This is a genomic window from Hymenobacter coalescens, from assembly GCF_054783195.1.
On the sequence record NZ_BAAGRA010000007.1, the window covers coordinates 292,212 to 306,137 of the forward strand.

Consider the following 13,926-nt stretch of genomic DNA (forward strand, 5'->3'; position numbering starts at 1 on the left):
CAACGGCCTCCGTTGCTGTCTTTTTTTTATGTTTCTTGGCCATGCCCGCTTAGGTTTCTTCTTCACCCAAACCATTTTTTTCTATGGTAACACCTTTACTACTAACACATTTGCGCAAAGGATGGCACCGAGCAGTGGCCGTAGCAGCGGCTGTGCTGCTGGGGGCTCCAATTGCACAGGCGCAGGTCGATAGCTACACCCTGACGGCCAGCCAAGGCACCTTTACACCGGTTACCGGCGGTACGCCCGTCGATGCCATCGAAACCGACGATGAAATTTCCGGCACCATCCCGCTGGGCTTCTCGTTTGTGTTCGATGGCACGACCTACTCGCAGGTTAAAGCGTCGTCCAACGGCTGGCTGACGTTTAACACGGCCACCACGACCAACAACCGCTTCAACGAGCTGAACGTCGGGCCGACATCCATCCGCCCGCTGGTAGCGCCGCTGTGGGACGACCTGGACGGCGACGGAGGCGCTGCCTCGTACACCACCACCGGCACGGCCCCGAACCGGGTGTTTACCATGGAGTGGCTGAACTATTACTGGGTATACACCGCGACGGCGCCCGGCATCAGCTTTCAGGTGAAGCTGTACGAGGGCACCAACCGGGTGGAATTCATCTACCGGCAGGAAAGCGGGGCCCTGAGTAGCCCTACGGCTTCCATCGGCCTGGCTGGTTCCACGGTGGGCTCGTTTCTGTCGTTGAACAACGCTTCGGCCGCGCCCACGACCAGTTCCACTACGGAAACCAGCAACATCAGCACGAAACCGGCTACGGGGCAGATTTATGCCTTTACCGCACCGGTGCTGACGGGCTGCTCCACGCCCCGCGGGCTGACGGCCACGAACCTGAGCCTTACCTCAGCGACGCTGAACTGGACGGCGGCCAGCGGCAACGGCACGTTCACCGTGGAATACGGTCCGACGGGATTCGTGCCCGGCACCAACGCCCCGGGCAGCGTGCTGCGCACCGGCGTGACCGGCAACTCGCTGAACATTACCGGCCTGACGGCCTTCAACCGCTACCAGTTCTACGTCACGCAGAACTGCGGCGGCACGCTGGGTAACAGTGCGCGCTCCAACCCCGGCGCCTTCACGGCGCTCAACGACGACTGCGTAGGCGCCATTCCGTTGACCGTGTCCACCGGCAACATCTGCACCACGCGCACCCGCTTCACGCTGACGGGCGCTTCGTCTTCGGCGGGCGCACCGGCTCCTTCCTGCGCCAGCTTCGACGGGGGCGACGTGTGGTTTAGCGTGGTGGTGCCCGCCAACGGAGCACTGACCTTCGAAACCGACTCGGTGGGCGGCTCCGGCATCACCGATACCGGCATGGAAATCTACTCGGGTACCTGCGGCAACCTGACGTCCATTCAGTGCGACGACGACAGTTCTCCCAACGGAAACTATTCCTTTATCGACCGCACCGGCCTGACGCCGGGCAGCACGATTTACGTCCGCGTGTGGGAATACAACGAATCTGCCCCTACGGGCCGCGTAGCCATTTGCGTGCGTTCCATTTCGCCGCCGCCTCTGCCCACCAACGATGAATGCGCCACGGCCATTACCGTGCAAAGCGACCCGGTGTGCAGCAGCCCGACCAACGGCTACGTAACCGGCGCTACCCAGTCGCAGGCAGCGGGCTGCGGCTCCGTGGCCCAGGCCAACGACGTGTGGTACAAGTTCACGGCCGTGTCCACGGCCCAGGCTATTACCCTAACGCCGCAATTCAGCGCCGTGATGGACGTACTGCGCGGCGCTTGCGGCTCGCTGACGAGCTTCTCCTGCGCCACGGTGAGTTCCGGCAACGGCACAGCCCGCATCCTGACCGGCTTGACTGTGGGCCAGTCCTACTACATCCGGGTATTTGCCAATACGGCCAACGTGCCGGTATCACAGGCCATCTTCTCGCTGTGCATCAAGCCCGCCCCGGGCAGCTGCGCCACGCCCACGGGCCCCACGGCCGCCAACGTGACGTCGAGCCAAGCCACGCTGAACTGGGCTGGGATACTCGGCACGGGCGAGTCGTTCACCGTGCTCTACGGTCCGCGCGGCTTTACCACCGGCACCACGGTGGCGGGCATCACCGCCACCACGACGACCCTGACGGGCCTGACGCCGGATACCGACTACTGCTTCTTCGTGTCGAAAAACTGCGGCGCCCAGCTGGGCGTGAGCACGCCCACGGCCGAAACCTGCTTCCGCACCCTGCTCAGCGTACCGCTGAACGATGAACCCTGCAGCGCGGTGAGCCTGAACGTGACTGGCAGTGGGCAGATTGCTCCGGCGGTCAATGGCACCAACGTCGGCTCCACAACCAGCCTCGGCGGCGGACTGGCTGCCCTGTTGCCAGCCTGCTCTCCCTCGCAGCAGCCGAAGGATGTGTGGTACCGCCTGACCATGCCCGCTGGCCAGACCTCGCTCAGCGTGGGCCTGTCGGGCAACGCGGCCGGCATGGTCCGCCTGTTCACGGCCGCCAGCTGCTCCACGTCGTTTGCGCAGGTGGCCTGCCGCTCGGGCAATGCAGCCAACACGGGCGCCGGCCCGCAGACCTTCACGGGCCTCACGGCGGGCAGCACGTACTACATCGCCGTGTCGGGCTACGGCTCCAACGACACGGCTGGTCCCTTCGTCATCGGCACGGTGCTGGCGGCTCGTAATCCGCTGCTCGGCGGCGAGCTGACGGTGTTCCCGAACCCGGCTCACGGAGGCACACTTACGCTGCGCCTCAGCGGCGCCGGGGCCGCCCAGGCTGCCCAGGCCCAGCTGATCAACGCGCTGGGGCAGGTGGTGCGCAAGCAGGCCGTAAGCATCCGCAACGGCGGCGCGGAGCAGCCGCTGAGCATCGACGGCCTGAGCCGCGGCCTTTACACGCTGCGCGTGGAAATCGGCGGCGGCGCAGTTACCCGTACAGTGGTAATCGACTAGGTTAACCGCCTGCCAAATGCCAAAAGCGGCGCTCCTCATGGGGCGCCGCTTTTGTGTTTTCGGGCAGAGGGTTACTGGCGCAATAGCCGGCTGCGCAGTATGCTGCCATCGGGGGCGCGTAGCTGCAGGATGTAAACGCCTGGCGCGGTGGCTGGCAGCTGCAGCCGATTCTGGCGGGCGGCCACCGGCGCGGCCCACACGCGGCGGCCCTGCCCGTCGGTAAGCTCCGCGGTGGCTCCCGCGGCCAAGAGCGGCAACTGCAGCAAGGTCGCCGTGGCGGGCGCCGGGTTGGGTGCAACGGACCAGCGGTGAGCCGCCGCGTTGCGGGTGGCTGTGGGCGAATACGCCCGGTTTTCGAGCACCAGTATGCGGTCATCGGTGGCCGCCGGGCGGCCGCGCCCGTCGCGGTTGGAAGTGGTCAGGTACACGCGGCCCTGCGGCGACACGCAGATGGCGCGCAGGCGGCCGTAGGTGCCGGCCCACAGGTCAGTCCGCCCGCTTACCTGGTCACCGCTCGCCGTGAGCGGCAGGTAGGTGAGGGCGCCGTCCTTCAGGCTGACGAGCAGCAAGGCGTTGCGCCACTCCGGAATGGCGGGGTGGTCGTAATACGTCAGGCCGGCCACGGCGCGGGTGGGCGTCCAGGCGACCAACGGCTCCCGCACGTTGTTGGCCTGGCAAAACGTGCGCTCGGCCGGCAGGTCGCAGAAGCCCTCCACCGCAGGCCAGCCGTAGTTGCGCCCCGCCTCGATGAGGTTTAGCTCATCGTCGTTACTGGGGCCGTGCTCCGAGCTGAAAATGCGCCCACCGGCGGCCACGCGCACCAAGCCCTGCGGGTTGCGGTGGCCCAGGGTGTACACCAGGCTGCCGGGCGTCGGGTTGTTGGCGGGCACCGTGCCGTCGAGGTTCAGGCGTAGGATCTTGCCGTTCAGGGCCTGCGGATTTTGCGCCAAGCTGGTCACGGCCGCGTCGCCCGTGGTCATCAGCAGCGTGTTGTCGGGGAGCAGCAGCAGGCGTGAGCCGCTGTGGATGCTGGCGGCCGGCAAGTTGCCGAGCAGCACCTGCGGGGCGGATACGGTGCCGTTGAAGTAGGAATAGCGCACCAGCTTTTCCTTGAGCACGTTGGCCTCGGTGTAATTGTAGACCACGAAGAGGGTAGCCCCGCCCGGCACGGCCGACGCCGACACGGCCATGCCAAGCAGGCCGCTTTCCCCGGTTTCGGTAACGTCCGGGATGGTCAGCACCGTTTGGCGCTGCCCCGTGCCGGGGTCGACGCGGCTGATGCGGCCGCCCCGCTCGGTGAGCCACAGAAAATTGTCGGGGCCCCAGAGCAGCTCCCAGGGCGTGTCCAGGTCGGTCGTAAGCGTTGAAAGCGTCAGCGTGGTGCTGCCCACAGGGTACGTAGTGCCGGTTTGGGCCTGGGCACTGCTCAGCCCAAACCAAAAGAGCGAGGATAATAGCAGCGCGGCGAAACGTTTCATCAGCAAAGCGTTAGGGTGAAATGAATCGGTTTACAGCCTAGGTACGCAGCCGCGGGTTGGGCAGGCGGGTTCTATTGCGGATATTTCCTGGCGCGCTCTGCGCCTGTCCCGACTACCGCTGCCATGCTCCTCAAACCACCGTTTTCCTACCTGCTGGGCGGCGCCGCCTGCTTTGCGCTGGGCGCCCTGACCATGCACGCCGCCGACGTTCCTGGGCCCATCACGGTGCCCGGGTTGCGGGCCGCGCAGCTGCTGCTGGGCCTGCGCTTCACCGATGCCCAGCTGGATTCGGCCCGCCGCGACGTGGCCGAGAACCGCGGCAGCTACGAGGTGCTGCGCCGGCTGCCGCTGCCCAACGAGGTGGCGCCTACGCTCCTGTTCGATCCGGTGCCGCTGCGCCTGCGCCAGGCGCCCGCCGCCGACGCCGGCGACGACCAGCTGCCCAAGCTCGGCCCGCTGCAACTGCCCGCCAACCGCGACGACCTCGCCTTCTACTCGGTGCGGCAGCTCGGAGAGTTGCTGCGCACCCGCCAGATCAGCTCCGAGGAGCTGACCCGGTTTTTCCTGGCCCGGTTGCGCCGGTACGACCCCAAGCTACTGTGCGTCACCACGCTCACCGAGGAACTGGCCCTGCAGCAGGCCCGCCAGGCCGATGCCGACATCAAAGCCGGTAAATACCGAGGCCCGCTGCACGGCGTGCCCTTCGGCGTGAAGGACCTGTTCAGCACCAAGGGCTACAAAACTACCTGGGGCTCGGTGCCTTACCAAACCCAGCAGCTCGACACCGATGCGGCCGTGGTGGAGCGCCTGCGCGCGGCCGGGGCCGTGCTGGTGGCCAAGTTCACCCTCGGCGAGCTGGCCATGGGCGACGTGTGGTACGGCGGCATGACGCGCAGCCCCTGGGACGTGACGAAGGGCAGCAGCGGCTCGTCGGCCGGTTCGGCCTCGGCGGTGGCGGCTGGGTTGGTGCCCTTCGCCATCGGCACCGAGACGCTCGGTTCCATCGTGAGCCCCAGCACGGCCTGCGGCACCACCGGCCTGCGCCCCACTTTCGGGCGCGTGAGCCGGGCCGGCGCCATGGCGCTGAGCTGGTCGATGGACAAGGTGGGGCCCATTGCTCGCTCGGCCGAAGACTGCGCCGTGGTGTTCGATGCGCTGGAAGGGGAGGACCCGCGCGACCCGGCCACGCTGCTGGCGCCCCGTTCCGCCGCCGGGTTCCGGTACGCGTTCAACCTCGACGTGAAAAAGCTGCGCGTGGGCTACGTGAAAGCTGATTTCGACGGCAATTACCCCGCCAAGGCCAACGACCAGGCCACGCTGGCGGTGCTGCGCAAGCTCGGGGTGGAGCTGGTGGAGCTGGAACTGCCCAAGCTGCCGGCGTCCGACATGACCTTTGTGCTGACTGCGGAGGGCGCCGCGGCCTTCGACGAGCTGACGCGCTCGGGCCGCGACGCGCAGATGGTCAAGCAGGACCGCAACGCCTGGCCCAGCCTGTTCCGCTCCTCGCGCTTTATCCCGGCGGTGGAATACCTGCAGGCCCAACGGGCCCGCCGTCTGCTCATCGAGGAGTTGGACGCCCGCATCAAGAACCTCGACGCGTACGTGGCCCCGTCGTTTGGCGGCCCCAACCTGGTGCTGACCAACCTGACGGGCCACCCGGCCGTGGTGGTGCCCAACGGCTTCCGGCCCGGCGGTCTGCCCAGCACCATCACCTTTACCGGGCAGCTGTACCAGGAAGCGCGCCTGCTGGCGCTGGCCAAGGCTTACCAGGATGCCTCCGATTTCGACGAGCGGCACCCCAAGCTGTAACAAGTTGACTACACGGGCGGTAAGCGGCCGGCGCCCCGAACTGGACTCTTACCGCCCGTGAGCCGCACCGATTTTTTTGTGCTGCTCACCGCCAAAACCGGGCGGCCAAACGTTCATGCGCTGCTACGTCACTTCTCGGCTGCCTATTCCCCTTCTCCGTTATCCAATTCGTTATGGCGCTAACCCTGGAAGCCCGCTGGCAACTGCTGCTGGCTCCGCTGGCCCCCGACGCCGACCTGCGCCGGCGCGGCTACCAGCAGCTGCACGAAGCGTACAGCCAGCCCGGGCGGCACTACCACGCCCTCACGCACATCCGGCAGATGCTGGAAACCCTCGACGCTCACCACGGCCAGCTGCACGATGCGCCTGCCGTGCAGCTGGCCGTGTGGTTTCACGACGCGGTGTACAGCCCCCTGCGCTCCGACAACGAGGCGCGCAGCGCGGAGCTGGCCCGGCAGTTTCTGGCCCAGACGAGCCTGAGCCCCGCGCGGCGGGAGCGGGTCGGGTACCTGATTGAGCGCACCAAGGACCACACCCAGCCCCAGCCCGCCGCCGATACCGACCTGCACCTGCTGCTCGACACGGACCTGCAGATTCTGGGCGCCTCCGAAGCCGATTACTGGCGCTACGCCCGGCAGGTACGCCAAGAGTATGCGCTGGTGCCCGACGTGCTGTACCGCCGTGGCCGCCAGCAGGTGCTCAGCAAGTTCCTGGAGCTGGGCCGCATCTACCAGACCGATGCGTTTCAGCAGCGGCTGGAAACGGCGGCCCGCCGCAACCTGCGGGCCGAGTTGGAGGCCTGGCAGCAAAACCGGTTCTAGGCAAGCCCTGGCGCCGGGCCCCAGCCGGGGCCCGGCGCCAGGGCTGCAACGGTGGCCCCGGCGGGCGTGTCGTTGCCGGCCGGGCAGCGTACCTTGCGCGTAGCCCCGGTTTGTCTGCTTTTCATTCATGCGCTTCCCCCTCCTGCTACCCCTGTTGCCCGGCTGCCTGCTGCTGGCCGGCGCGGCCGCGGCCCAAACGGCCCCCGCAACTGCCGAGCCGCTGACGCCGCTCACCGTCGATAAAATCATGCGCGACCCGGCCCAGTGGCTGGGCGGCCTGCCAGCCAGCCCGTACTGGAGCGAAGACGGCAAGCGCATCTACTTCCAGTGGAACCCCGACCGGGCCCGCCGCGACTCGCTCTACACGACCACGCCCGCGGGGCAGGCCCCGCGCAAGGTGAGCCTGGCCGAGCAGCGCCAGCTGCCCGCCGCCCGCGGCCAGTACGACGAGGCCCGGCAGCGCAAGGTGTACGAGAAGGACGGCGACATCTACCTGCTCGACCTGAAATCGGGCAAGACGCGACGGGTAACCAACACGGCCGAGCGTGAAACCGAGCCCGGCTTTGCCCTGCAGGACCGCGTGCTTAGCTACACCCGCGCCGGCAACCTCTTTACCTGGGACCCGGCCACCGGCGAAACCACCCAGCGCACCGATTTCCGCCGCGGCCAGCGCCCGCCCGGCCCCTCCGTCGACAAATCAGAGAAGTACCTGCGGGCCCAGCAGCTAGCCTTGTTCCAGGTCATCCGGCAGCGCGAACAGGACCGCCTGGCCCGCGAGCGGCAGCAAAAAGCCCTGGCCAAACTGCGCCCCAAGCCCATTTACCTCGGCAACCAGACCATCGAGAGCCTGCAGCTTTCCCCCGATGGCCGCTACGTGACGTATTCGCTGGTGCAGGCGCCCTCGGCCGATAAGGTGGCCATTGTGCCCGCCTTTGTTACGGCTTCCGGCTTCACCGAAGACCTGAACACCCGCAACAAGGTAGGGGCCCCGCAATCGGCCTACGAGTTGGGCATTTACGATATCGGCCGCGACACCACCTTCACGCTCGGCTACAAGGAGCTGAAGGGTCTCGACGAGCTGCCCGCCTACCGCAAGGAATACGCCCTCCAAGCCAAGGCGCCGCTGCCGACCCCCGACGACAAAACGCCCGTTGCCAAGGAAAAGCCCGCCAACGAGCTGCGCCGCGTGGTGCCCTACGGCCCGTACTGGAACCGCAGCGGGCAGCGCGCCTTCCTCGTCATCCGCAGCACCGACAACAAGGACCGGTGGATTGTCAGCCTCGACCCGAGCACCCAGAAAATCAGCCTGCTGGACCGCCAGCGCGACGAGGCCTGGATCAACGGCCCTGGCATCGGCTACGAAGCCGGCAACGTAGGCTGGCTGCCGGACGAGCGGCGCATCTGGTTTCAAAGCGAGGAAACCGGCTACTCGCACCTCTATACCGTCGACGTCACGAACGGCCAGAAGAAGGCGCTGACCAGCGGCAACTTCGAAGTGCAGCAGGCCCAGCTGTCGAAGGACAAGAAAACCTGGTACCTCACGGCCAACAAAACCCACCCCGGCGAGCAACACTTCTACCGCATGCCGGCGGAAGGCGGCACCCTGACGCAGCTCACTTCCCGACCCGGGGCCCACGAAGTAGTTCTCTCGCCCGACGAGAAAACCTTGCTCGTACGCTACAGCTACGCCAATAAGCCCTGGGAGCTGTTTGTGCTCGACAACAAACCCGGCGCCAAGTACCGGCAGCTCACGCACTCCACCACCAAGGAGTTTGAAAGCTACCCGTGGCGCGACCCGGAAGTCGTGACGTACAAGGCGCAGGACGGGGCCACCGTCTACGCCCGGCTGTACCGCCCGCAGCAGCCCGACCCCACCCGCCCGGCCGTCATCTTCGTGCACGGTGCCGGGTACCTGCAGAACGCGCACAAGTGGTGGAGCCAGTACTTCCGCGAGTACATGTTCCACAACCTGCTGGTAGACCGCGGCTACACCGTGCTCGACGTGGACTACCGCGGCTCGGCCGGCTACGGCCGCGACTGGCGCACCGGCATCTACCGCTACATGGGCGGCAAGGACCTGCAGGACCAGGTCGACGGCGCCAAGCTGCTAGTCGAGAAGTACGGCGTTGATGCGCAGCGCATCGGCATCTACGGCGGCTCCTACGGCGGCTTCATCACGCTCATGGCCATGTTTACCCAGCCCGAGGTGTTCCGGGCCGGTGGCGCCCTGCGCTCCGTCACCGACTGGGCCCACTACAACCACGGCTACACCGACAACATCCTCAACGAGCCCTATAACGACTCCATTGCTTACGCCCGCTCGTCGCCCATCAACTACGCCGAGGGCCTGAAGGGCGCCCTGCTCATGTGCCACGGCATGGTCGACACGAACGTGCACTTCCAGGACATCGTGCGCCTCTCGCAGCGGCTCATCGAGCTGAAAAAGGAAAACTGGGAGCTGGCCGTGTACCCAGTGGAAGACCACGGCTTCGTGGAGCCGTCCTCTTGGACCGATGAGTACAAGCGCATCCTGAAGCTGTTCGAAACCAACCTGCGTGGGCAAAGCGGCGCCGTCACCGGCAGTAGCAATGCCGGCGGGAAGTAGCAGAGCGGCTCTTGCTCAAAACCCGAGTCCCGGTTCCTTTGGCAGGAGCCGGGACTCGGGTTTTGATCTTTTTTAAGTGCAGGCTTAGTAATGCTTGCCCGAGTTGTCGTTTAGCCGCCAGCTGGCCGGGCTTCCGAATAGATCCAACAGCTGCTAAGCTTATCGTGCCCGTTTGCCCGCTTCAGCGGGCCCTACAGCTGTTTGGTCAGCCGAAAGCCGCTGTACGTGAACCCGTTCACGTTGATGCCCTGCATGGGCGTAACCGACATGCCATTGCGGCCCGCCGTTTTGTGCAGCTGGGGCACCAAAATGCCCGAGGCCGCCCCAACGGCGTAGCCCAGCAGGTTGTCGCTCAAAAAGTGCTTACCGGCCTCGATGCGCCCCACGGCTACGGCCGCCGGCACCAGCGCGGCTGCCGTCCACACGTAGGGCTGGGCAGGCGAGTCAGGGTTGAAGTCGTGGAAAACCTTCGCTGCGAAAAACGTGGCCGTAGCCGTGTGGGCCGTGTGCCCGGCAAAAAACGAATTCGTGGAAATCTTGCTGCCGCGCTTATTGGCCGGGCCTGCATTGCCGTACAAGAAAGGGCGGTAACGGTACACACTACCGGCCGAAAGCGTAAAGGCCGCGTCGGAAAAAGCCAGGGCCTGCATGTACAGACCAAGCACTTGCCCGTAACGGCCACGCACTTTATCGTTCAGGGCCAGCAGCCCCGGGGCCACCACCAGCGTTGGGTAGCAGAGGACGTCGCTGACCAACTGCGCGTTGTCGCTGTATTTGCCCGCCACCCACCGGTCGAACTTGGGAATATCGTTCTTATCGAGCGCCGCCAGCTCGGCTTCGCTCAGGCCGCTTTTCTGTTGAATCAGGTACAGGCCCGTGCCCGCCGCGGCGATGAAGCCGGCGGTAATGGGCGCATCAATGACGAAGCGGGTGCGGTAGGGCGAGTAAGCCTGTTGGGCGTCCGCTTCGGGCGCAGCTGCCAGCAAGGTGCCGGCCAGCAGCAAGGAGGAGAATTGCTTCATGGGAAAAGACCAATGGGCCTACAACGCGGGAGCAATAGACGAGGTTAGGGGCACCCGGCAGGGTTGCTTGTTGTGCCCGAGGGAAAAATGCGGGGCAACGTCCCACGGAGGCGAGAACAACTGATAAACTGATTGGTAAAATCGTAGCTTTGCGCCTCACCCACCGCCGCTCTGCCGGGGCGCCCGGTGGGTGTTGGGTTTCCGTGAAACCGGCACTAATTCAGCGCAATGCCTTATTTGTTTACTTCCGAATCGGTTTCGGAGGGCCACCCCGACAAAGTCGCCGACCAGATTTCCGACGCCATCCTCGACGAATATTTGCGTCAGGACCCGACGGCTAAAGTCGCTTGCGAAACCTTGGTTACCACCGACTTCGCGCTGGTAGCCGGCGAGATTAAATCGACGGCTCACGTGGAGCCCGAGCCCATCATCCGCGAGGTCATCCGCCGCATCGGCTACAACAAGCCCGAGTACCTCTTCAATGCCGACACCTGCGAGGTGATGAACCGGCTGCACGAGCAGTCGGCCGACATCAACCAAGGCGTAGAGCGCGCCAAGCCCGAGGAGCAGGGCGCCGGCGACCAGGGCATGATGTTCGGCTACGCTACCCGCGAAACGGCCAACTACATGCCCCTGGCCCTGGACCTCTCGCACCGTCTGCTGCAGGAGCTGGCCCTGATTCGTCGCGAAGGCAAGGAAATGACCTACCTGCGCCCCGACGCCAAGAGCCAGGTCACCATTCGCTACTCCGACGACAACACGCCGGAAGCCATTGAAACCATCGTGGTAAGCACGCAGCACGATGACTTCAACGAGGACGAAGCCGTGATGCTCAAGCAGATCGAGCAGGACATCAAGACCATCTTGGTGCCGCGCGTGAAGGCTCAGCTGACGCCGGAGGTACAGCAGCTGTTTACCGACGACATCAAGTACCACATCAACCCGACCGGCAAGTTTGTCATCGGCGGCCCCCACGGCGACTCCGGCCTGACCGGCCGCAAAATCATCGTGGACACGTACGGCGGCAAGGGTGCCCACGGCGGGGGCGCTTTCTCGGGCAAGGATTCCTCGAAAGTGGACCGCTCGGCCGCTTACGCCGCGCGCCACATTGCCAAAAACCTCGTGGCTGCCGGCGTGGCCGATCAGGTGCTGGTACAGGTTGCCTACGCCATCGGCGTGGCCGAGCCGGTGGGCGTGTTCGTGACAACCTACGGCACCACCCACGTGAGCAACGGCCACGGCCACAAGCTCACCGACGGGCAGATTGCCGAGAAAGTGCAGACCATCTTCGACCTGCGCCCCTACGCCATCGTGCAGCGCCTGGGCCTGCAGAATCCCATCTTCGCGGAATCGGCCGCATACGGCCACATGGGTCGCAAGCCCGGTCAGAAGCAGGTGAAAGCCGCCGACGGCAGCACCCGCACCGTGGAAACGTTTACCTGGGAGAAGCTGGACTACGTCGAGCAGATCAAGCAGGTCTTCGGCCTGAACTAATCCTTGCGGCTGCTTGGCGGAAGTCGGCCAAAAGGCAAGTACCAACGAAAACGGCGCCCGTTCCTGGTGGAACGGGCGCCGTTTTACGTATTGGCTTCGGGAACTCAGTATGCTACCTGCTTTTCCTTGTGGCGGATAAGCTGCTTTTTGAGTTGCTCGGCAGCGGCGTCCGCCGCCGCCTCAAAACTCCCGGCGCTTTCCTGGCTGAAGAGCGAGGTGCCGGGTACGAAGAGCTTGATTTCTACCGTTTTATTATTTACACCATCGTTGTTGTTCAGGCGCATGATTACCTCGCCTTCGGTTACGCGGTCGTAAAATGTTTCCAGTTTATCGAGGCGCTTCTGGATGAAGTCGAGCAACTTTTGATCGGCGGTGAAGTGCACCGATTGCATCTGTACTTTCATCGGTCGTAGGGGTTTGGGGTAAGAAAAAAGGAACCGTCAGGCCTTTGGGTGGGCCTTTTCAAACACTGCTTTCAATTTGTCGATGCTCAGGTGCGTGTACACCTGCGTGGCCGCCAGATTCGCGTGGCCCAGCAATTCCTTGATGGCATTCAGGTCGGCGCCTTTGCCCAGCAGGTGCGTGGCAAAGGAGTGGCGCAGCACGTGGGGATGTTGCTGGCCGGGGGCCGAAGTGATTTGCCCGAGGTAGTGCTTGACGGTGCGGTACACCAGCTGCGGATAAAGCGGCTTTGCCTTATCCGTAACGAGCAGGGGCCCCGCGGCGTTGTCGGCTGTGCCGAACTCCTTGGCTTTCCGTGCGATATAATTGTCGATAACAGCAATCAGGGACGGGTTCAGCGGGACCACCCGCTGCTTGTTGCCCTTGCCCGTGACGCGCACGGTGCGGCCCGGCAGGCTCACGTCTTGGTGCCCGATACCGATGAGCTCGGAGAGGCGGATGCCCGTGCCGTAGAGCATCTCCAGCATTAGCTGGTCGCGCACCCCGCCGAAGCTGTCCTCGAACTGAAATGAATCCAGCAGGTGGTTCAGCGGCTCCTCCGGGACGAAGTCCGGCAGCTTCTTGCTGGTTTTAGGGGCCGTGATGCGCAGCATGGGGTTGCGCACCACCACGCCCGTGTGCAGTAGGAACTTGTAATAGGAGCGGAGGCAGGCAATTTTGCGGTTCACGGTGCGCGGATCCCGCTGCTGCTCCATCAGCGTCACGATCCAGGAACGGATGAGCGTGTGGTCGGCCTCCGCCGAGTTGCTCAGCTCGTAAGTCGCCAACAGGTAGTCGCCAAACTGCCGTAGATCAGTTTCATACGACAGGATGGTGTGGGGCGAGTAACGGCGCTCGAAGCGCAGGTAGTCAATAAATGCTTGCATTAAGAGGACGCCCCGGGGCGGCAGGCGGATAGCCAATGTAGGAAACCCGCCCGATAATCAAAACATAAAAAACGGCTGGCTGTCCCCACCGTAGAGGGGCCAGCCAGCCGTGGAAGAGGCTAGCAAAGCTGGCTACGCCAACTTGCTCAACGTCGCGGGAGAATTAGTCCTGCGTGCCGTACATCGCCTGCTTGTAAGCAGCCTTGATCTTCTGCTTACGCTTGGTGATGGAAGGCTTTTGGAAAAACGTGCGGCGGCGCAGCTCTTTCAGCACACCCGTGCGCTCGAATTTCTTTTTGAAGCGTTTCAGGGCGCGGTCAACCGACTCGTTCTCCTTGATTTGTACGATGAGCATAAAAAAGAAAGCGTGAGTTTCAGACTTTGAGGGCCGCAAAGATAATGATTGCTTTTGAATGTTGCAACCAAAACCGCAGATGCA

General features: G+C 64.5%; 10 protein-coding genes. 5 read left to right on the forward strand and 5 right to left on the reverse strand.

Features of this window, described 5'->3' with window-relative positions:
• The first annotated feature begins 110 nt into the window (after positions 1 to 110).
• On the forward strand, positions 111 to 2,930 hold the full coding sequence (locus ACYVKQ_RS06745) for a fibronectin type III domain-containing protein (RefSeq protein ID WP_460576939.1): 2,820 nt from the start codon (positions 111 to 113) through the stop codon (positions 2,928 to 2,930).
• Positions 2,931 to 3,001: 71 nt separating this feature from the next.
• Here ACYVKQ_RS06745 and ACYVKQ_RS06750 read toward each other — a convergent pair whose 3' ends face one another.
• Positions 3,002 to 4,408, reverse strand: a complete 1,407-nt coding sequence (locus tag ACYVKQ_RS06750) for a PQQ-dependent sugar dehydrogenase (protein ID WP_460576941.1) — start codon at positions 4,406 to 4,408, stop codon at positions 3,002 to 3,004.
• Between the two features lie 123 nt (positions 4,409 to 4,531).
• On the opposite strand from ACYVKQ_RS06750, the gene ACYVKQ_RS06755 reads away from it, so the two are divergent.
• The 3 genes from ACYVKQ_RS06755 (at position 4,532) to ACYVKQ_RS06765 (ending at position 9,643) form a co-directional block, all read left to right on the forward strand.
• Positions 4,532 to 6,217, forward strand: a complete 1,686-nt coding sequence (locus ACYVKQ_RS06755) for an amidase (RefSeq protein WP_460576943.1) — start codon at positions 4,532 to 4,534, stop codon at positions 6,215 to 6,217.
• Between the two features lie 173 nt (positions 6,218 to 6,390).
• A complete protein-coding gene (locus ACYVKQ_RS06760; RefSeq protein WP_460576945.1) occupies positions 6,391 to 7,038 on the forward strand; it encodes an HD domain-containing protein in 648 nt (215 codons plus the stop codon).
• Positions 7,039 to 7,165: 127 nt separating this feature from the next.
• A complete protein-coding gene (locus tag ACYVKQ_RS06765; RefSeq protein ID WP_460576947.1) occupies positions 7,166 to 9,643 on the forward strand; it encodes a S9 family peptidase in 2,478 nt (825 codons plus the stop codon).
• Positions 9,644 to 9,834: 191 nt separating this feature from the next.
• Here ACYVKQ_RS06765 and ACYVKQ_RS06770 read toward each other — a convergent pair whose 3' ends face one another.
• Entirely contained in the window at positions 9,835 to 10,665 is an 831-nt protein-coding gene (locus tag ACYVKQ_RS06770; RefSeq protein WP_460576949.1) for a phosphatase PAP2 family protein, read from the reverse strand.
• Positions 10,666 to 10,893: 228 nt separating this feature from the next.
• On the opposite strand from ACYVKQ_RS06770, the gene metK reads away from it, so the two are divergent.
• Positions 10,894 to 12,159, forward strand: a complete 1,266-nt coding sequence (gene metK, locus ACYVKQ_RS06775) for a methionine adenosyltransferase (RefSeq protein ID WP_460576951.1) — start codon at positions 10,894 to 10,896, stop codon at positions 12,157 to 12,159.
• Between the two features lie 104 nt (positions 12,160 to 12,263).
• Here the strand turns inward: metK and hpf are convergent, their stop codons facing one another.
• From hpf to rpsU, 3 genes are all read right to left on the reverse strand, one after another.
• The gene (hpf, locus tag ACYVKQ_RS06780) at positions 12,264 to 12,563 is read right to left on the reverse strand and encodes an HPF/RaiA family ribosome-associated protein (protein ID WP_460576953.1); all 300 of its coding nucleotides are present in this window, start codon (positions 12,561 to 12,563) and stop codon (positions 12,264 to 12,266) included.
• 36 nt (positions 12,564 to 12,599) lie between these two features.
• Positions 12,600 to 13,487, reverse strand: a complete 888-nt coding sequence (locus tag ACYVKQ_RS06785) for a site-specific integrase (protein ID WP_460576955.1) — start codon at positions 13,485 to 13,487, stop codon at positions 12,600 to 12,602.
• Between the two features lie 163 nt (positions 13,488 to 13,650).
• The gene (rpsU, locus tag ACYVKQ_RS06790) at positions 13,651 to 13,842 is read right to left on the reverse strand and encodes a small ribosomal subunit protein bS21 (protein ID WP_460576957.1); all 192 of its coding nucleotides are present in this window, start codon (positions 13,840 to 13,842) and stop codon (positions 13,651 to 13,653) included.
• Positions 13,843 to 13,926 lie beyond the last annotated feature (84 nt).